Raw genomic sequence first — 17,751 nt, forward strand, 5'->3', positions numbered from 1 at the left:
CGCCGAGGCCGAGTATCGGACAGCGGAATGGGTCGACTGGTACAACCACGACCGCCTCCACAGCCGGCTGGGCTACCGACCACCGGCAGAGCACGAGCAAGCCCACTACGATCGGCTCCAACCCGTGCACCAACCAGAGCCGGCCCACCAATAACCGACCGGCCCGAAACCCGTGACGGTTCAAAACCAATGTTGCTACGACCGTATGAATCTGCCCGATTTCATCCGGGCGTAACCTCACACTCGGCGTGAGCGGTAGGCCTCGCGGGAGGGGTGCAGCTTCGAGATCGGCTGCGGCCGCATCGGACCGACGCGCGAGTCCCCGACTCACGTCTCGGTTCTGACCGTCGACCACGTCGCGCCGAGTGGACCCACATGGCCTCGTGCCGCGCCGGTTCCGGGCCCAAGGCCTCCACTCGATGCCACCCCTAGGCCTCGGCCGGCGGACACCACCTGAGCCGGGTTGCCGCCTGCGGCGCAAGGTGCGTTCTTCGAACCTGCCGGATCCTCAAGGACGGCCGCGCGAAGGCAGTACGGTTCTCGACTCTGGCAGCTCTGCGAGGTTCTGGAGTGCCAGCCCGGAGATCTGCGCAGCTACGGCGACGGACCGGAGTCCGACTGAGAGCGCGTCAGCTCTTGCGGGTCCTGAGCTTCCGGGTCGAATCGCCGGGGACCAAGGTGGTCGGCAGGGTGTGCTTGCCGATCGCGCCCGGGTCGTCGATCTGGACCAGGGCCTGCTCGACGGAGCGTCGGCCGAGGGCGTCCTGATCTTGCCGGACATGGGTGAAGCGGAAGGCGGCTCGGTCGAAGAAGAGGTCCGGGTGGTCGAAGCAGACCACGGAGCGGTGCCGGGGGATCTCCAGGTCCAGCCGGCGGCAGGCCTCACGGAGCAGCAGCGCGATGTTGAACTCGGAGACGACGAAGCCGGTCAGGTCGCGTCGCGCCGCGACGAACTCGGTCAGCGCCTCGATGTCGTCCTCGATCGGCGTGTCCGAGAAGGGCCGGGTGGACTCGACGCCGCGGAACTCGTTGCGCTCGTCGTGGTCGACGCTCGCGGTCGCGTTCGCCAGCAGGAAGCCGCGCCGGCGCTCGTCCAGGGTGGACACCGGGCCGGCGCTGGTGATCAGCCCGATCCGGCGGTGACCCAGCTCGATCAGGTGCTCGGTCGCCTCCCGGGCGCCGGCGACGTTGTCCGACGCGATGGTGGAGACCGGGACGCCGTCCAGCAGCCGGTCGATGATCACCAGCGGGAACGAGCGGGTGATCAACTCCAGCACCACCGGCGGTACGAACTCGGACGAGCTCGGCTCGAGGATGATCGCCTTGGCGCCGGAGTCGACCAACGCCCGGATCAGCCGGTCCTCGGCGCTCTGGTCGCCCAGGCTGCGGTTGATCACCAGCGTCGCCCGGTCCTGCGCCTCGTCGATCGCGCCGCCGATGATCTTGGTGCCGAAGGTGTCGTCGAAGTTCGTGATCACGCAACCGATCAGCGGCCGGGTGCCGCCGGCCGGCTGCTCGGCGAACCCGGCGGTCTGCACGTCGCTGATCACGAAGGTGCCGAGCCGGGGCCGCCGGACGATGAAGCCGTCGGTGCGGAGCAGGTCGAGCGCACGCTTGATGGTGATCGAACTGACCTGGTGCAGTTCGACCAGTTCGGACTCGGGCGGCAGCCGGTCGCCGACGGCGATACGGTGCTGCTCGATGTCGGCCCGGAGCTTCTCGTACAGCTGCCGGTAGAGCGCGCTCACGCTGGCGTCAGTACCCTTCGCCGCGCTTGACCCGGGGCGGCGGGATCCGGAACCGGCGGATCTGGATGCAGCGGTTCATGCCGTACATCAGCAGACCCCGGGTGGACGCCCGCGGGAGCCGGTCGGCCAGCACCTTCTTGAAGCCGCGCCACATCAGGAACACGTCGATCACGGCGACCAGCAGGAACACGTACATCAACACCGTGGTGATGTAGGTGACGAACGGGAACACCGTGTTCAGGAAGGTCAGGGCCAAGATCACGACCAGGGCCGGCAGAACGAACTCGCCGATGTTGAACCGGGAGTCGACGTAGTCGCGCAGCAGCACCTTCTCCGGCGCGGCCTCCCGCTCGTTCATCACCCGGAGCCGTTCCTCGCGGGACCGGCGGCTGGCCTCCCGCTTGGCCTCCTTCGAGTTCAGGTTGCGGCCGACCCGTTGCCGCCGGGCGGCCTCGGCCTCCTTGCGCGTCGGCGTCGGGCGGTCCTTCTTGGCCGGCCCACCGGCCGGCGACGGGGTCGGTTCCGGCTGCTCCGGTTCCGGAGCGGCTTCGGTACGGCGGCGGAACAGTGCCACGGGTCCCTCTCGGCTTCTCGATCTCTCTTCGGTACGCGGCTCGTCGGGGCGGCTGCGTCCTTCGGTCTAGGGCGCATGCCCTGCCAGGTCACCGATTCTCTCAGGGATGCAACCCAAATGCCCAAACTCTTCGGCCCGGCACCGTGGGCTCGTTACCATGGCGGGCATAGGGTTGATCTCAGTTCAGTCAACCTCAGCCAAGCCGGGGACCGCACATCCGCCATCGGAAGGACCAGCTCTCGTCATGAGTGGCATCTTTCAGCGCATCTCGCTGATCTTTCGCGCCAAGACCGACAAGGCCTTGGACAAGTTGGAAGATCCGCGTCAGACCCTTGACTACTCCTACCAGCGCCAGCTCGAGCTGCTGCAGAAGGTGCGCCGCGGGGTGGCCGATGTCGCGACCAGCCGAAAGCGGGTGGAGCTGCAGGCCAACGGTCTCAGCACCCAGGCCGACAAGCTGACCCAGCAGGCGCAGAAGGCGCTGCAGATCGGTCGCGAGGATCTGGCCCGCGAGGCGCTGACCCGGCGGTCGGGGATCCAGCAGCAGATGGCGGACCTGCAGACCCAGCACGCCCAGCTGCAGGGCGAGGAGGAGAAGCTGACCCGCGCCAGCCAGCGGCTGCAGGCGAAGGTCGACTCCTTCCGGACCCGCAAGGAGACGATCAAGGCGACCTACTCGGCGGCAGAGGCGCAGACCCGGATCAACGAAGCCTTCTCCGGCATCAGCGAGGAGATGGGCGACGTCGGCATGGCGATCCAGCGGGCCGAGGACAAGACCGCGGAGATGCAGGCCCGGGCCGGTGCGATCGACGAGCTGCTGGCCTCCGGTGCCCTGGACGACCCGACCGGCACCGCCAAGGACGACATCACGCTGGAGCTGGAGCAGCTGGCCTCCACCTCCGACGTGGAGAGCGAACTCGCCCAGATGAAGGCCTCGCTCGGCGCCGGCAGCTCTGCCCCGCAGGCGATCGAGGGCCAGCCCGCCGCGGCCCCGCAGCAGCAGGCGGCTCCGCAGCAGCAGGCCGCTCCGCAGCCCGCAGCGGACCCGACGCTGGGCCAGCCGGCTCCGCAGCAGCCGAATCAGGGCGACCTGCGATGATCGTCCGAATCCTCGGTGAGGGCCAGTGGCGCCTCGCCGAAGACGCGCTCGCCGAACTGAACTCCCTGGACGACGCGGTCGAGCAGGCGGTCTCCGCGAACGACGCCGACCGGCTGGCCACGGCCCTGCACGAGTTGCTGGAGAAGGTCCGCTCCGGCTCCGAGCTGCCGGCCGACGAACTGCACGATTCCGACCTCATCCTGCCGTCGTCCGATGCGACGCTCGACGAGGTACGGCAGCTGCTGGACGACTCCGAAGAGGGCCTGATCCCCGGCTGACCGGGCCCGCTGCACCACCATTGCTGGCGCTTTACCAGGAAAGTTTCTCTGGTAAGGCGCCAGTTTTCACGTATACGTGAAAAACCGACCGGCTAGGATTACGCAAGAAGAGCGTTTCCTAATTTGGAGGTACGGGTGCGGACGGTGCGGGTGGCGATCGTGGGTGCGGGGCCGGCCGGGATCTACGCTGCGGCGGGGCTGGCGGCGGCGGGACCGGAGCACGGGGTGCGGGTGCTGGTCGACCTGTTCGACCGGCTGCCGACCCCGTACGGGCTGGTCCGGTACGGCACCGCACCGGACCACCAGCGGATCAAGGAGGTCGTGGTCGCGCTGCGGGCGGCGCTGGCGGCTCCGGAGCTCCGGTTCTTCGGCAACGTCGAGTACGGCAGTGACCTGAAGCTGGCCGAACTGCGGCAGTGCTATCACGCGGTCGTCATCGCGACCGGGGCGGCGGAGGACCGGCCGCTGGTGATCCCGGGGATCGACCTCCCGGGCAGCTACGGCGGCTCCGACTTCGTCGCCTGGTACAACGGCCACCCGGACGTGCCGCGGGACTGGCCGCTGACGGCGCGGACGGTCGCCGTGCTGGGGGCGGGCAACGTCGCGCTGGACGTGGCCCGGATGCTCGCCAAGCCGGTCGCCGAGCAGCTGACCACCGAGATTCCCGACAACGTGGCCCGGAGCCTGGCCGGAAACGCCGCCCGGGACATCCACCTGTTCGCCCGCCGAGGGCCGGCCGCTGCGAAGTTCACCCCGCTGGAACTGCGTGAGCTGGCGGAGTCGCCGAGTGTCGACGTGATCGTCGACCCGGTCGGCGCCGAGGTCTCGGCGGCCGAGGAGGAGGCGATCAAGCGCAGCCGGCAGCGCCGGACCGTGGTGCGTACGCTGCTCGACTGGGTGGGCCGGGAGCCGACCGGGGCGCCGCGGCGGATCCACCTGCACTTCCGGGCGGCGCCGGTCGCTCTGCTCGGCGACGGACGGGTCGAGACCCTTCGCACCGAGCGCACCGAGTCCGGTCCGGACGGCAAGATCAACTTCACCGGCGAGTACCGGGATTGCCTTGTCCAGGCGGTGTATCGCGCGATCGGGTACAGGTCGACGCCATTGCCGGATGTTCCGTTCGACGACGCCGGGGCCGTCATCCCGGACGCGGCCGGCCGGGTCGTCGATCTTGATCACGAGGTGGTGCCGGGGCTCTACGCGACCGGCTGGATCCGGCGCGGCCCGGTCGGGCTGATCGGCCATACGAAGTCGGACGCCGCGGAGACCGTCGGCTCGCTGCTGGCTGATCTTGACGTGTTGCCGGAGCCGGACTCGCCGGCCCCGGAAGCGATCGTGGAACTGCTGCGAGCGAAGAAGATCGACTTCACGACGCTGGCCGAGTGGGACCGGCTGGACGCCTATGAGATCTCCCTTGGAGAAGCGTCCGGACGTCAGCGTACCAAGGTTGTTTCCCGAAAAGCCATGATCAACGGCGGCCGCGACACTTGACAGAATTTCCCTAAAGCGGCAATGTCGGGAACCGAATCTGATCACAGTTCCAATATCGATTATTGTCGGCCGACTCGGGGATGGTTCATTCGCGAGTGTGGCGCGCCAACCTTCCGACGAACCATCCCCGGTCGCAGGTGAAGGGAGAAATCGATGCTCGACGCGCTCGTCCGTGCCTTGGGGGACGGACTATCAGCTGTGGTCACTTTCGTGCCACGGTTGCTCGGATTCCTGATCATTCTGCTGATCGGATGGCTCATTGCGAAGGGGCTGTCCAAGCTGGTCGGCCTCCTGCTGACCAAGATCGGCTTCGGGAATCTGCTGGAGAAGGCCGGACTCAAGCAGTTCGTCGCACGGGCGAATATCGACGTCGGCGGATTGATCGTCAAGATCGTCTACTACTTCGTGTTGTTGATCGCGTTGCAGTTCGCGTTCAGTGCATTCGGCCCGAATCCGGTCGAGCAGCTGCTCACGACGATCATCACGTTCCTGCCGAGGGTGATCGTTGCGATCATCCTGGTCGTCATCGCCGCGGCTGTCGCCAAGGTGCTGAAGGACCTCGTGCTCTCCGTGCTCAGCGGCCGGTCGTTCGCCAACCTGCTGGCCAATCTCGTGTACGGCCTCGTGATCGCGCTCGGTGCCATCGCGGCGGTGAACCAGCTCGGTGTCGCGACCACGGTCACCACGCCGGTGTTGATCACGGTGCTCGGCACCATCGGCGGCGTGATCATCGTCGGCGTCGGCGGTGGCCTGATCCGGCCGATGCAGCAGCGGTGGGAGGGCTGGCTGCAGAACCTGTCCGAGCAGTTGGCGGCTCCGCCCCAGAACGCGCCGGAGCAGCCGGCACGCGCCGCCGGGCCGGCGGACCAGACCGGCTACGTCGGCGATCCGGGCCAGACCGGGTATGCGGGTGATCCCGGCCAGGGCGGTTACGGGACCGATCCGGGCCAGGGCGGGTACCCGGGCGATCCGGGGCAGCACCCGCCGCAGCAGTAATTCGGCGCGAGCACCCCAGCGTCGCGGCCCGTCGTCGGACCCACCGAGGTCCGGCGGCGGGCCTTACTGCGTTCAGCTTCCGGCGACCGGTCCGACGGGTCCGACCTGTCCGCGTGGCGCGGTCGTCCTGGACGGTCCGCGTGGTGCGGTGGTCCCGGACGGTCCGGCTGGCCTGGCGGTCGTGGTCGGTCCGAGTGGGTCCGGCGGCCGTGGTCGGTCCGGGTGGTCTGGCAGTCCTGGTCGGGCGCGGGTGCGGGTGCGGGTGGTCCTGCATGGTCCGCGGGGTCCGGTGATCTTGAGCGGTCCGCATTGTGCGGCGGTTCTCGGTCGGTCCGCCTGGTCCGGAGGTTCTCGGTCGGTCCACCTGGTCTGGCAGTCCCGGTCGGTCCGCCTGATCCGCAGTCCCGGTCGGTCCGCGTGGTTCGGGTGGTCGTGGCCGGTCCGGGTGGGTCTGGTGGGCGTGGTCGGTCCGGGTGGCCTGGCGGTCGTGGTCGGTCCGCGCGGTCTGGCAGTCCTGGTCGGGCGCGGGCGTGCGCTGGTCCTGCGGGGTCCGGTGGTCTTGAGCGGTCCGCATTGTGCGGCGGTCCTGGTCGGTCCGCATGGTCCGGCGGTTCTCGGTTGGTCCGCCTGGTCTGGCAGTCCCAGTCGGTCCGCATGATCCGGCGGTCCTGGTCGGTCCGCATGGTCCGGCGGTTCTCGGTTGGTCCGCCTGGTCTGGCAGTCCCAGTCGGTCCGCATAATCCGGCGGTCCTGGTCGGTCCGCATAGCCCGAGGTCCCGGTTGGTCCGCCTGGTCCAGCAGTTCTGGTCGGTCCGCGGGATCCGGCCGCAGCGGACGGTCCCGGTCCGGCAGCCCCGGACGGTAGGTCCGAACGTCCCGAGCCGGCGGGCCGAACGGCAGTGGCGGTGCCTCGAGGGCCGGTCGAAAGTGGTCCCTGGAGCCGGGCCGCCGCCAACGGGCCGGGCAACGAGCGGTGCACTGTCGAATCGTCGGAGGGGGTTCCGGCGACACGGGGAGTGACAGGTTTGACCCCGGCGTCGGGTGTCAGGGAGCGCCGCGGCCCGGCGTTGGTGGGGGCGAGCGTCGGCCCGGCTCCGTGGTTCGGCCGCCGGGCGAACGTCAGGTCCGTCGTCGTCCGCAGGGGGACTTTCGGCCCTTGGGTGCCGCCCCGCAGCGGTTCATGATCAGGGACATGGTCGAAGGGGGACGCGTGGACAGTCTGTCCGAAGCGCAGTGCCGCCGGCTGCTCGCCTCCACTCCGGTGGGCCGTGTCGTCTACACCGACCAGGCCCTGCCCGCGATCGCCGTGGTGAACCACCGGGTCCGCGGCGACGACATCGTCTTCCGGGCCGACGACGGCGGCCGGCTCGCCGCAGCCGTACACCGCAGTGTGGTGGCCTTCGAGGCCGATGCCGTCGACCCCGAGACCGCGGTCGGCTGGTCGGTCGTCGCGGTCGGCGAGGCGCTCCGGGTGGAGGGTACGGCCGAACAGGAGTCGTTGGCCGACCTTGGCCTGCGGACCTGGTTCGGCTCGACCGCCGGCACCGAGCTCGTCCGGATCCGGATCCAGTTGCTCACCGGCCACGCCACCGGCGACAACGGCGGATCGGCCTCCGGCCAGCGGACCGTGATCCCGCTCGCCTCCGGCTGAGTCCCTGGCCACACCGCCGTTACCGGAACTCAGCGGGCCCGCCGAACGTGACAGTGACTACAGGGTGAGGGGGTAGGCACGATGCTGGACGACTGGGATCCGGACGAGCTGTACGACGAGCGGCGTCCGCCGAACGAGGATGCCCTCGAGCTGGACGACCTCGAACCGGACGACCAGTCCGCCGAGGAGGCGATGTTCGGGGAACCGGAGGACGAGTCCGAGGACTGGCTGGACGGCCCCGAGGCGGGCACCACGAGGCCCGCCGCTCAGGCCGGCCAGGGCGCCGACGAGGTGGACGACTGGTCGCCTCTGCGGCGTGCCGTTCTGGTCGGCGCTACCGCCGCGGTGGGCGTCGGCGCGATTCTCATCGCCGTGTTGCGGCGCCGCGGCTGACCGCCGCGCCGCACGAGCCCCATCGAGCGGGCACCGGCCTCGGGCGACAGCGTCGTACGTCCAGCGGTGGGTGCCCGCTCGATGTCGTCCGGCTCGGTGCGAGGCCTGGCGGACGGTCAGTCCTGGGCGGAATCGCCCGGCAGGTCGAGCATCCGCTGCAAGGCCTGCTTCGCGTACCGCTCGGTGTCGGCGTCCACCTGGATCTGGTTGACCACGCGGCCCTCGACCAGGTTCTCCAGCGACTGCACCAGGTGCGGCAGGTCGATCCGGTTCATCGTCGCGCAGTAGCAGACGTTCCGCTCCAGGAACGAGATCTCCAGCTCCGGATGGGCCTTGGCCAGCCGCTGGACCAGGTTGAGCTCGGTGCCGATCACCCACTTGGTGCCCGGCTCGGCCGCCTCGATCGTCTTGATGATGAACTCGGTCGACCCGATCAGGTCGGCCTTGAGCACCACCTCGTGCTGGCACTCCGGGTGCACCAGCACCTGGACGCCGGGGATCCGGGCCCGGGCCTCGTCGACCGCCTCCGGGGTGAACCGGCCGTGCACCGAGCAGTGGCCGCGCCACAAGATCATCTTGGCGTCGCGGAGCTGCTGCCGGGTGAGCCCGCCGTTCGGCTGCCGCGGGTCGTAGACGACGCAGTCGTCGAGCTCATACCCGAGTTGCAGGACCGCCGTGTTGCGGCCCAGGTGCTGGTCCGGCAGGAAGAGCACCTTCTCGCCCTGCTGGTACGCCCACTCGAGCACCCGCTTCGCGTTGGACGAGGTGCAGACGACGCCGCCGTTGCGGCCGCAGAAGGACTTGATGTCGGCCGAGGAGTTCATGTACGTCACCGGGACCGTCAGGTCGGCGACGCCCGCGTCGGCGAGCACGTCCCAGGCGTCCTCGACCTGGGCCAGCCGGGCCATGTCGGCCATCGAGCAGCCCGCCGCCAGGTCCGGCAGGATCACCCGCTGGTCCTCACCCGTCAGGATGTCGGCCGACTCGGCCATGAAGTGCACGCCGCAGAACACGATGTATTCCGCCTCGGGCCGTGCCGCGGCGTCGCGGGCCAGCTTGAACGAGTCGCCGGTGACGTCGGCAAACTGGATCACCTCGTCCCGCTGGTAGTGGTGGCCGAGGATGAAGAGCCGGTCGCCCAGCTTCTCCTTGGCCCGGCGGGCCCGTTCGACCAGGTCCGGGTCGGACGCGGGCGGCAGTTCGCCGGGGCACTCGACGCCGCGTTCGGTGTCAGGATCGGTGCCGCTGCCCAGCACGAAAAGCGGGAGCGGGCTGGTGATCGCCATTCGCACACCCTAACTCCGCCGCCACTCCAGCCCTGGGCCGAGAACGGTGAGCGAGATGAAGATCACCGGGCCCGGCGAGGGCCGACCGGCGTCGAGGCCCGCGCCCGGTCGTGACAGCATCGGCGCATGCAGGTGCTCGTGATCACCGACCGGATCGGCATGCTCAGCTCGGCCGAGGCCGGCCGGGTGCTCGCCGAGGGCTGGCCGGGTTCGACGGTCGTTCCGGCGGGTGGCGCCGGGGCCGGTTTCGGGCGGGCGTACGCCGACCTGATCGGGGCCGAGCTGATCACCGGAATGGCCGGTGCGACGCCGGCCTGGTGGGCGGCCGGGGAGGACGCGGCGGTGGCCGGGCTGGAGGTCCCGGCGCCCGGCGAAGACCGAGGAATTCCGTACCAGGCCAGCACGCTGGCGCTGGGCGAGGTGACCGCGACGGCCCTGCGCGCACGGCCCCGGCCGAGGCGACTGGTGATCGACTGCGCCGCCGGGGCACTCGCTCACGACGGCGGCGCCGGCCTGCTGGCGGGCCTCGGGGCGACCGCGGACGTGCCGCTGGACGGTGGCGTGGCCGGGCTGGACGGGGTCGGCGCCGTCGCCCTCGGCCGGGTACGGGAGCTGATCGGCGACGCCGAGGTGATCGGCGTGATCCCGGCCGACCAGGCCGACCAGCAACTGCTCGGGCTGCGCGGCATCACCTCGGTCCGGCGCGGTAGCGCGGTCGACCCGGAGCGGCTCCTGCGCACCGACGCGACGCTGGAGCGCTGGGCCGGGCTGCTCGGCGTCGCGGACACCGCCGGAGCGGGGGCCTGCGGCGGCGCGGCGCTCGCCGTGCTGGCGCTCGGCGGACGCCTGGTCACCGGTCCCGAGCTCTCGCTGGAGTCCGTACCGGAACGCCGGTTGGACCTGGTCGTCTCCGGCTGTGGTGTCTTCGACTTCGCCGAGCGCGGCGGCGAGGTGGTCGCGACCGCCGCCCGGGTGGCCGAGCGGTCGCTCTGCCCGGCGGTGGTGATCGCCGGGGAGGTCCTGATCGGCGGGCGCGAGATGCGGACGCTCGGCATCGAGTCCGCCTATCCGGTACGGGCCTCGGCGGCCGACGCCCCGGTGACCGACGGGATCGAGCCGGCCGAGCTGTCCGCGGTGGTTCGGCGGGTCGCTCGGTCCTGGCGGTGGTGACTACACTGAAACCGGCCGGGAATACATCCGCCCTGTAGGGGGTTGGCCCGGTTGTAGGCGTAATTCGTCCAGGATTTGGAGACAGAGATGGCGGCGACCGACCAGCTGACCGAGGCCCCGACCACCGACGGTGTGGTGCTCACCAACGAGGCAGCGAGCAAGGTGAAGGCGTTGCTGGAGGGCGAGGGTCGCGACGACCTGGCGCTGCGGATCGCGGTTCAGCCGGGCGGCTGCTCGGGCCTGCGGTACCAGTTGTTCTTCGACGAGCGGCAGCTGGACGGCGACGTCGTGAAGTCGTACGAGGGCGTCAGCGTGGTGACCGACCGGATGAGCGCCCCGTACCTGATGGGCGCCACGATCGACTTCGTCGACACCATCGAGAAGCAGGGCTTCACCATCGACAACCCGAACGCCACCGGCTCCTGCGCCTGTGGCGACAGCTTCCACTGATCTGACATCATCTTCATCGCCGTCCGGGCAATCCGGGCGGCGATGTTGCATCTGCGGACGGGAATCGATGACGCCGTACCAACTCCTCGAGCGGGCCGTGAGCCGGACGGCCGAGGCCGTCCGTGGCCGGACGCCGACCGGGCGGACCCACGACGACGCCGATGACGTGGTCGGCACGCTGGCCACCGACGGCGCGCTCGGCTACGACCCGCGCCCGCTGCTGGCCTCGCTGCACCGGGCCGGCGCGCCGGTGGTGATCATCGGCCAGGTGGCCGGGATTCTGCACGGATCGGCGGAATTGACCGGCGACCTGGACCTGCTCTGGGACGGCGATCCGCGGCACGCGCCGGCGCTGGCGGCCGGGTTCGCGACGGCGGGCGCCGAGCTGGCCGACGACGACGGGCACCCGGTGCCCTGCGGGCCCGACTCGTTCCTGCTGCCGAAGGTGACCTTCGAGGCTCCCGGTGCGACCGGCGACGCCTGCACGCCGGCCCTGCCCTGGGGTTCGCTACGGGTCGAGGACTACCTCGGCCGGGCGCTGCGACTGGAGAGCCCGGACGGTTGGTCCGCCGGCTATCTCCGGGCGGACGACCTGATCGAGATGCGGCGCGCGGTCGGCCGGCCCAAGGACCTCCGCCGCGCCGCCGAGCTCGAGGCCCTGCTGTCGAACGCGCACTGAGCTTGCCGAAGCGCGGAAAGGCCTACGCCGACCGATTCGAGGGCTGACGTCGGCGGCTCATGATCGCGCGCACTTCATGATCACGAAGCGCGGCGGGTCGCTGCTGATCAGGTCGTGGCCGCGCATCCGGCACCAGGCCAGGAGGTCCGGCCCGGCCGCCGGGTCGTCGGCCATGATCAGGATCTGCTCGCCGTCGGCCAGGGTCTCGATCCGGCGGGCCAGCTCGATGATCGGGCGAGGGCACTTCAGGCCGAGGCAGTCGAGTTCTTCCATGATCATGATCTCCTGGTGATCATGGCGCACCCAGCCGGGACCGGACCTGGTCGACGATCGGCGGCAGCGCGGTGATCAGCCGGTCGACGTCGGCCTCGGTGGTGGACCGGGTCAGCCCGATCCGTACGTTGCCGTGGGTGAGGGCGCCCATCGCGGCGAGCACATGCGACGGGGTCTCCGAGGAGGCGCTGCAGGCCGACCCGCTGGCCACGGCGATCCCGGCCCGGTCCAGTTCCAGGGTCAGCGTCTCGCCGTCGACGTACAGGACCGAGAACGTGAGCAGGTGCGGCACCCGGCGGACCGGATCGCCGACCACCTCGACATCGCTGATCCGCGCCGCCACCTCGGTCCGGATCCGGTCGATCAAGGCGAACTGGCGGGCCGCCGGCTCGGGCTGCTCCAGCCAACGGTGCAGGGCGGTGACGGCGGCGACGATCGCCGGCACATCCGGCGGTCCGGGCCAGCGGCCGTCCTGGTAGTCGTCCACGGAGAAGGGTGCCCGCCAGCGGGTGCCGCGCCGGATGATCATGAAACCGACCGACGCCGGACCGCCGAACGCGGCGGCCGAACCGACCATGATCGACCAGGGTCCGGCTGCGCTGAGGTCGATCCGGCCCAGGGCCGCCGTCGCGTCCAGCACCAGCGGCACGTCGGCGGCCCGGCAGGCCTCGGCCGCCTCGGCGTACGGCTGCAGGGTGCCGACCTCGTGATTGGCCACCTGGAGCACCGCGGCGGCGACGTCGGGCCGGGCGACGGCGCTCGTCCAGGCCGCCGGGTCGATCCGGCCGGTCTGGTCCACCTCGACCCGTACCGCTTCGCCGGCGGCCGCGGTCGCCGCCAGCACGGTCGAGTGCTCGATCGTCGACGTGATCATGGTCCGGCCGACCCGGCGCCGGCCCAGGGCCAGACCGTCGATGGCCGCCGTCGCGGCCTGCGGTCCCGGGCCGGTGAAGACGACCTCGTCCGGCCGGGCGCCGACCGCCCCGGCGACCAGCTCGCGGGCCCGGTCCAGGGCCTGCGCGGCCAGCCGTCCCGGCCGGTGCAACCGGAGCGGATCGCCCCAGCCGGAGTCCTGCGCGGCGAGCCAGGCCTGCCTGGCCTCCGGCAGCAGCGGCTCGGCCGTCGAGGCGTCCAGAAAGACCGTCGGATTCGGTCCGGTCACGGGCGTAAACCTACCCCCGGAAAGCGTGGCGCAGCGCACCCGCGCCCCGGCGCTTCGGGCCGGAGGATCTGCGTTAGGGTGAGGTCCGACTGGTGACGTGTCACCAGCGCGCCGGCGGGTGCTTCCCGACGGCCCGAGATCGGCAGAAGAACACGGAGTTGTCGAAGTGAAAGGGCGCGATGTGCGTGGCACTGGCAACAGGCCTGCCCCAGTAGGACGTCACGTAGGACGCCCCGGGACGGCCGCTCGGCGTGCGCTGCTCGCGCTCTCCGCCCTCGGGCTGGTGGCGCTGACCGGCTGTGAGAGCGTCGAGGACCTGGCCCGGCTGGGTTACCCGGTGATGGCGAGCGACCGCGCTCCGGTGATGCACGATCTGTGGATCGGCACCTGGATCGCCGCCGGCGTGGTCGGGGTCGGTGTCTGGGGCTTGATCATCTACGCGGCCGTCCGGTATCGCCGGCGCAACGCGGACGCCCCGAAGCAGAAGCGCTACAACCTGCCGATGGAGATCTTCTACTCGATCGCCCCGTTCGTGGTGATCGGTGTGCTCTTCTACTACACCGTGCTGGCCCAGGACCAGGTGCTGGCGCCGGTCCAGAAGCCGGACCACGTGGTCAAGGTGGTCGGCCAGAAGTGGTCCTGGACCTTCAACTACAACGAGGCCGAGAACCCGGCGGTGGGTGAGAACGTCTGGGAGGCCGGTACGGTCAACCACTCGCCGGACCTCTACCTCCCGGTCGGCCAGTCGGTCCGGTTCGAGCTCAGCTCGCCGGACGTCATCCACTCGTTCTGGATCCCGTCCTTCGCGTTCAAGCGCGACGTGATCCCGGGCCGGACGAGCAGCTTCGACGTGACGCCGACCCGCGAGGGCGTCTACGCCGGCAAGTGCGCCGAGCTCTGCGGTACGTACCACTCGGCGATGATCTTCAACGTGCACGTGGTCAGCGAGGCCGAGTACAACGCGTACCTGAAGGGGCTGGCCGAGCGCGGCAACATCGGCGAGGCCCTGGGCAACGAGTCGGCCAACAAGAACGGCCCGGCCATTCCGGAAGCAGGAGGCGCGCGATGACGACGGCGGAACGGACCGTCGACGCCGAGATCTCACCGGCACGACGCCGGCTCGGCACGATCTCGTGGTCCTGGCTGACCACGACCGATCACAAGGTGATCGGCAATCTGTACTTCATCACCTCGATGGTGTTCTTCGGCTTCGCCGGCCTGCTGGCGTTGGCGATCCGGGCCGAGCTCGCCTTCCCGGGGCTGCAGTACGTCTCCCACGAGACGTTCAACCAGTTCTTCACCATGCACGGCACGATCATGCTGCTGCTGTTCGCGACGCCGCTGTTCGCCGGCTTCGCCAACGCGATCATGCCGCTGCAGATCGGGTCCCCGGACGTCGCGTTCCCGCGGCTGAACATGCTGTCGTACTGGCTGTATCTGTTCGGCGGCCTGATCACGGTGTCCGGCTTCCTCACCCCGGGCGGCGCGGCGAGCTTCGGCTGGTTCGCGTACGCGCCGCTGAGTGACGCGATCAACTCCCCGGGCGTCGGCGGCGACCTGTGGATCATGGGCCTCTACCTGGCCGGCCTCGGCACCATCCTCGGCGCGGTGAACTTCATCACGACGATCCTGTGCATGCGGGCCCCGGGCATGACCATGTTCCGGCTGCCGATCTTCTGCTGGAACATCCTGGTCACCTCGATCCTGGTGCTGATCGCGTTCCCGATCCTGGCCGCGGCGCTGCTGTTGCTGGAGGCGGACCGGTCGCTCGGTGCCCTGGTCTTCGATCCGGCCACCGGCGGGCCGATGCTGTGGCAGCACCTGTTCTGGTTCTTCGGACACCCCGAGGTGTACATCATCGCGTTGCCGTTCTTCGGCATCATCACCGAGATCCTGCCGGTGTTCAGCCGCAAGCCCGTCTTCGGCTACGTCGGCCTGGTGATCGCGACGCTGTCGATCGCCGCGCTGTCGATCGCGGTGTGGGCGCACCACATGTTCGTGACCGGAGCGGTGAACCTGCCGTTCTTCTCGTTCATGACGTTCCTGATCGCGGTGCCGACCGGCATGAAGTTCTTCAACTGGATCGGCACCATGTGGGGCGGCAGCGTCAGCTTCGACACCCCGATGCTGTGGGCGATCGGCTTCCTGACCACCTTCCTGTTCGGCGGCCTGACCGGCATCATCCTGGCCAGCCCGCCGCTGGACTTCCAGTTGTCCGACTCGTACTTCGTGGTGGCGCACTTCCACTACGTGGTGTTCGGCACCGTCGTGTTCGCGATGTTCGCCGGCTTCTACTACTGGTGGCCGAAGTTCACCGGGCGGATGCTGGACGAGACGCTGGGCAAGATCCACTTCTGGCTGCTGTTCATCGGCTTCCACACCACCTTCCTGGTGCAGCACTGGCTGGGTGCCGAGGGCATGCCGCGGCGCTACGCCGACTACCTGCCGACCGAGGGCTTCACGATCCTCAACCAGGTCTCGTCGGCCGGTGCCTTCCTGCTCGGCGCGTCGATCCTGCCGTTCCTCTACAACGTCTGGAAGTCGCGGCGCGCGCCGCTGGTCGGCGTGGACGACCCGTGGGGCTGGGGCCGGTCGCTCGAGTGGGCGACCTCCTGCCCGCCGCCGCGGCACAACTTCGTCTCGCTGCCGCGGATCCGGTCCGAGGCGCCCGCCTTCGACCTGCACCATCCGGAGCTGGCGCTCGAGGAGTACGAGGACAACGCCACCGAGGACGGCCGGCTGCTCAAGGCCGGGACCGACGCCGGTGAGGACAAGGGTCGGGTCGAGGTGCTGGAACAGCGAGCCGACCAGGATGGGAAGGAAGGCCGATGAAGACCGAGGCGTGGATCTTCGCGATCCTGGCGATCTTCCTCCTGATCGTCACCCCCATCTACTTCCTGATGAGCGGTGACCCGACCGGCACCGCGGCCCTGACGCTGTGCTTCTTCCTGGCGCTGATGATCACCGGCTACCTCGGCCTGATCGCGCGCCGGATGGAGCAGCGGCCCGAGGACAAGAAGGACGGCGAGATCGCCGAGGGCGCGGGGGAGCTGGGCTTCTTCCCGCCGTCGAGCATCTGGCCGCTCTACGTGGCGCTGACCCTGGTGCTGATCGTGCTCGGCCCGGTGTTCGGCTGGTGGCTGATGATCTTGGGCTTCGGCGTCGGGATCATCACCTGCACCGGCCTGGTGTACGAGTTCTACCGCGGTGACCACGCTCACTGAGCGGAGCGCTTGAGCTGCTGCTCGTGCAGGACCAAGGCGAGCAGTGGCAGCAGGATTCCCAACCCGAAGACGATCACCTGGGCGGTCGCAGCCTGATGGCTGTGGCCGCCCAGATGCGTTGTGTGGAAGATGAAGTGCGGCACCGTGAAGAGCAGGTTCGCCGCCACCGCGAGCCGGACCAGGACCGGGCGTAGCGTGACCGCCGCGACGAAGATCAACATCACCCAACCCAGCGTGGCCGCGCCGACGTCGCGCATCAGATGTTCGTTGTACGGCGGCAGGGCCGCGACCCACGGGCCGTCCTCGTAGAAGGCGAGCGGGGCGAACAGCTGAACCAGAGCCCCGGCGCCCTGGCCGACCCCCAAGATCAACAACACGGTACGGATCGCGTACCTCATCGGGCACCTCCGCCGTAGCGGGTCGACCGCGGTTCGGGGACCGCCGCCAGATGATCATCGAACCGCGGCCCAGGGGCGGCCCGGTCGGGGGCGAGATGATCACCGCGCCGGAAGGCCGCGAACGCGGCACCGGGCAGCCGGACCGGCAGCAGCGGCCGGCGCCGCTCGGTGAACGCCAGGTAGCGCCGGGCCAGTTCCTGGAACCGCACCACCTCCGGTCCCGCCAGGTCGCCGACCCGGCCGGCCGGCGCCCCGGTCGCCAGCTCGGCCAGCCGGTCCGCCACGACCGCCGCGGCGATCGGCTGGAACGGCAGGTCGAGCGCCGGCAGCACGGGCAGCCTGGCCGCCAGCGCCAGGACGGTGCGGAGCAACTCGTGGAACTGGGTGGCGCGCAGGATCGTGTACGGCAGCCCGGAGTCCGCGATCGTCCGCTCGATCGCCAGCTTGCCCGCGTAGTAGCCGAACGGGATCGTGTCGACCCCGACGATGGACACGTCCACCAGGTGCCCGATCCCGGCCGCTCGCGCGGCCGCGGTCAGCTTCCGTACCGCCTCGACGTCCTCGCCCGCCCGCGGCCGTCCGGCACAGTGCACCACCGTCGCCGCCCCGGCCAACGCGTCCGGCAGTCCGGCCCCGCTGACCAGGTCAGCCACCGCCCACGCATAGCCCCCGGTGTCCGACACCGGCCGCGGCCGCCGGCTCACCACCCGAACCGCCCGCCCCTGCTCCCGGAGCCGCCGAACCACCAGCCGCCCGACCTCTCCGGTCCCACCGGTCACCACCACGGTCTCGTTCGTCACGCAGGTAAGACCAGATCCGGACCCCGTTCGTGACACGCACCCTGCCTGTCCTGTCCGGCGCGCCGGGGGTGGGAGCGGG

General features: G+C 70.1%; 20 protein-coding genes. 13 read left to right on the forward strand and 7 right to left on the reverse strand.

All coding sequences use genetic code 11. The annotated features are described in order from the left end of the window. On the forward strand, positions 1 to 154 hold a 154-nt coding region (locus AC6CCG_RS22470), incomplete at its 5' end, for an integrase core domain-containing protein (RefSeq protein WP_496657434.1). 475 nt (positions 155 to 629) lie between these two features. Here the strand turns inward: AC6CCG_RS22470 and AC6CCG_RS22475 are convergent. Continuing rightward, positions 630 to 1,748, reverse strand: a complete 1,119-nt coding sequence (locus AC6CCG_RS22475; protein WP_496656918.1) for a GntR family transcriptional regulator — start codon at positions 1,746 to 1,748, stop codon at positions 630 to 632. A gap of 7 nt (positions 1,749 to 1,755) precedes the next feature. After that, entirely contained in the window at positions 1,756 to 2,322 is a 567-nt protein-coding gene (locus AC6CCG_RS22480) for a DUF3043 domain-containing protein (protein ID WP_496656919.1), read from the reverse strand. 244 nt (positions 2,323 to 2,566) lie between these two features. Between AC6CCG_RS22480 and AC6CCG_RS22485 the strand changes: the two genes are divergently transcribed. The 6 genes from AC6CCG_RS22485 to AC6CCG_RS22510 all read left to right on the forward strand — a co-directional run bounded on the left by AC6CCG_RS22485 (position 2,567) and on the right by AC6CCG_RS22510 (position 8,230). After that, on the forward strand, positions 2,567 to 3,421 hold the full coding sequence (locus AC6CCG_RS22485) for a PspA/IM30 family protein (RefSeq protein WP_496656920.1): 855 nt from the start codon (positions 2,567 to 2,569) through the stop codon (positions 3,419 to 3,421). Continuing rightward, on the forward strand, positions 3,418 to 3,699 hold the full coding sequence (pspAA, locus tag AC6CCG_RS22490) for a PspA-associated protein PspAA (RefSeq protein WP_496656921.1): 282 nt from the start codon (positions 3,418 to 3,420) through the stop codon (positions 3,697 to 3,699). The genes AC6CCG_RS22485 and pspAA overlap by 4 nt, the downstream gene beginning before the upstream one ends. Before the next feature lie 135 nt (positions 3,700 to 3,834). Beyond that, positions 3,835 to 5,190: an FAD-dependent oxidoreductase gene (locus AC6CCG_RS22495; RefSeq protein ID WP_496656922.1), complete on the forward strand. Its 1,356-nt coding sequence runs from the start codon at positions 3,835 to 3,837 to the stop codon at positions 5,188 to 5,190. A gap of 153 nt (positions 5,191 to 5,343) precedes the next feature. Next, positions 5,344 to 6,186 (forward strand): collagen-like triple helix repeat-containing protein, encoded by an 843-nt coding sequence (locus AC6CCG_RS22500; protein ID WP_496656923.1) that lies wholly within the window; start codon positions 5,344 to 5,346, stop codon positions 6,184 to 6,186. A gap of 1,210 nt (positions 6,187 to 7,396) precedes the next feature. Next, positions 7,397 to 7,837, forward strand: a complete 441-nt coding sequence (locus tag AC6CCG_RS22505; protein WP_496656924.1) for a pyridoxamine 5'-phosphate oxidase family protein — start codon at positions 7,397 to 7,399, stop codon at positions 7,835 to 7,837. 81 nt (positions 7,838 to 7,918) lie between these two features. Beyond that, positions 7,919 to 8,230 (forward strand): hypothetical protein, encoded by a 312-nt coding sequence (locus tag AC6CCG_RS22510; protein ID WP_496656925.1) that lies wholly within the window; start codon positions 7,919 to 7,921, stop codon positions 8,228 to 8,230. A gap of 116 nt (positions 8,231 to 8,346) precedes the next feature. On the opposite strand, the gene nadA is transcribed toward AC6CCG_RS22510, so the two are convergent. Continuing rightward, complete coding sequence (gene nadA / locus AC6CCG_RS22515; protein WP_496656926.1) at positions 8,347 to 9,516, reverse strand: quinolinate synthase NadA; 1,170 nt, start codon at positions 9,514 to 9,516, stop codon at positions 8,347 to 8,349. Positions 9,517 to 9,642: 126 nt separating this feature from the next. Between nadA and AC6CCG_RS22520 the strand changes: the two genes are divergently transcribed. From AC6CCG_RS22520 to AC6CCG_RS22530, 3 genes are all read left to right on the forward strand, one after another. Then, the gene (locus AC6CCG_RS22520; RefSeq protein WP_496656927.1) at positions 9,643 to 10,686 is read left to right on the forward strand and encodes a glycerate kinase; all 1,044 of its coding nucleotides are present in this window, start codon (positions 9,643 to 9,645) and stop codon (positions 10,684 to 10,686) included. Positions 10,687 to 10,773: 87 nt separating this feature from the next. After that, positions 10,774 to 11,136 (forward strand): HesB/IscA family protein, encoded by a 363-nt coding sequence (locus tag AC6CCG_RS22525; protein ID WP_496656928.1) that lies wholly within the window; start codon positions 10,774 to 10,776, stop codon positions 11,134 to 11,136. A 67-nt stretch (positions 11,137 to 11,203) separates the two neighbouring features. Beyond that, positions 11,204 to 11,815, forward strand: coding sequence for a hypothetical protein (locus AC6CCG_RS22530; protein ID WP_496656929.1), 612 nt, complete (start codon positions 11,204 to 11,206; stop codon positions 11,813 to 11,815). A 57-nt stretch (positions 11,816 to 11,872) separates the two neighbouring features. Here the strand turns inward: AC6CCG_RS22530 and AC6CCG_RS22535 are convergent, their stop codons facing one another. Both AC6CCG_RS22535 and AC6CCG_RS22540 read right to left on the reverse strand, forming a co-directional pair. Next, on the reverse strand, positions 11,873 to 12,094 hold the full coding sequence (locus AC6CCG_RS22535) for a sulfurtransferase TusA family protein (RefSeq protein ID WP_496656930.1): 222 nt from the start codon (positions 12,092 to 12,094) through the stop codon (positions 11,873 to 11,875). Positions 12,095 to 12,107: 13 nt separating this feature from the next. Next, entirely contained in the window at positions 12,108 to 13,250 is a 1,143-nt protein-coding gene (locus tag AC6CCG_RS22540) for a cysteine desulfurase family protein (protein ID WP_496656931.1), read from the reverse strand. Positions 13,251 to 13,431: 181 nt separating this feature from the next. Here AC6CCG_RS22540 and ctaC point away from each other — a divergent pair, with 181 nt between their 5' ends. The 3 genes from ctaC to AC6CCG_RS22555 are packed head-to-tail and all read left to right on the forward strand — an operon-like array spanning position 13,432 to position 16,474. After that, positions 13,432 to 14,319 (forward strand): aa3-type cytochrome oxidase subunit II, encoded by an 888-nt coding sequence (gene ctaC / locus AC6CCG_RS22545; protein ID WP_496656933.1) that lies wholly within the window; start codon positions 13,432 to 13,434, stop codon positions 14,317 to 14,319. Further along, the gene (ctaD, locus tag AC6CCG_RS22550) at positions 14,316 to 16,082 is read left to right on the forward strand and encodes an aa3-type cytochrome oxidase subunit I (RefSeq protein ID WP_496656934.1); all 1,767 of its coding nucleotides are present in this window, start codon (positions 14,316 to 14,318) and stop codon (positions 16,080 to 16,082) included. Before ctaC ends, ctaD begins: the two co-directional genes overlap by 4 nt. Beyond that, positions 16,079 to 16,474 carry a cytochrome c oxidase subunit 4 gene (locus AC6CCG_RS22555; protein WP_496656935.1) on the forward strand — a complete coding sequence of 132 codons (396 nt, stop codon included), beginning with the start codon at positions 16,079 to 16,081 and terminating at the stop codon, positions 16,472 to 16,474. Before ctaD ends, AC6CCG_RS22555 begins: the two co-directional genes overlap by 4 nt. Here AC6CCG_RS22555 and AC6CCG_RS22560 read toward each other — a convergent pair. Then, a complete protein-coding gene (locus AC6CCG_RS22560; protein ID WP_496656936.1) occupies positions 16,468 to 16,872 on the reverse strand; it encodes a hypothetical protein in 405 nt (134 codons plus the stop codon). The two genes, AC6CCG_RS22555 and AC6CCG_RS22560, sit on opposite strands and share 7 nt — an antisense overlap. Continuing rightward, positions 16,869 to 17,672 (reverse strand): SDR family oxidoreductase, encoded by an 804-nt coding sequence (locus tag AC6CCG_RS22565; RefSeq protein WP_496656937.1) that lies wholly within the window; start codon positions 17,670 to 17,672, stop codon positions 16,869 to 16,871. The genes AC6CCG_RS22560 and AC6CCG_RS22565 overlap by 4 nt, the downstream gene beginning before the upstream one ends. Positions 17,673 to 17,751: the final 79 nt, after the last annotated feature.

Source organism: Microlunatus sp. YIM B11417 (genome assembly GCF_059617205.1).

What these genes read in the sequence shown, in the direction of transcription:
- AC6CCG_RS22485 (WP_496656920.1), top strand. Translation starts at nt 2,567, where the DNA reads ATGAGTGGCATCTTTCAGCGCATCTCGCTGATCTTTCGCGCCAAGACC.
- pspAA (WP_496656921.1), top strand. Translation starts at nt 3,418, where the DNA reads ATGATCGTCCGAATCCTCGGTGAGGGCCAGTGGCGCCTCGCCGAAGAC.
- AC6CCG_RS22500 (WP_496656923.1), top strand. Translation starts at nt 5,344, where the DNA reads ATGCTCGACGCGCTCGTCCGTGCCTTGGGGGACGGACTATCAGCTGTG.
- AC6CCG_RS22510 (WP_496656925.1), top strand. Translation starts at nt 7,919, where the DNA reads ATGCTGGACGACTGGGATCCGGACGAGCTGTACGACGAGCGGCGTCCG.
- nadA (WP_496656926.1), bottom strand. Translation starts at nt 9,516, where the DNA reads ATGGCGATCACCAGCCCGCTCCCGCTTTTCGTGCTGGGCAGCGGCACC.
- AC6CCG_RS22520 (WP_496656927.1), top strand. Translation starts at nt 9,643, where the DNA reads ATGCAGGTGCTCGTGATCACCGACCGGATCGGCATGCTCAGCTCGGCC.
- AC6CCG_RS22525 (WP_496656928.1), top strand. Translation starts at nt 10,774, where the DNA reads ATGGCGGCGACCGACCAGCTGACCGAGGCCCCGACCACCGACGGTGTG.
- AC6CCG_RS22530 (WP_496656929.1), top strand. Translation starts at nt 11,204, where the DNA reads ATGACGCCGTACCAACTCCTCGAGCGGGCCGTGAGCCGGACGGCCGAG.
- AC6CCG_RS22535 (WP_496656930.1), bottom strand. Translation starts at nt 12,094, where the DNA reads ATGATCATGGAAGAACTCGACTGCCTCGGCCTGAAGTGCCCTCGCCCG.
- ctaD (WP_496656934.1), top strand. Translation starts at nt 14,316, where the DNA reads ATGACGACGGCGGAACGGACCGTCGACGCCGAGATCTCACCGGCACGA.
- AC6CCG_RS22555 (WP_496656935.1), top strand. Translation starts at nt 16,079, where the DNA reads ATGAAGACCGAGGCGTGGATCTTCGCGATCCTGGCGATCTTCCTCCTG.
- AC6CCG_RS22560 (WP_496656936.1), bottom strand. Translation starts at nt 16,872, where the DNA reads ATGAGGTACGCGATCCGTACCGTGTTGTTGATCTTGGGGGTCGGCCAG.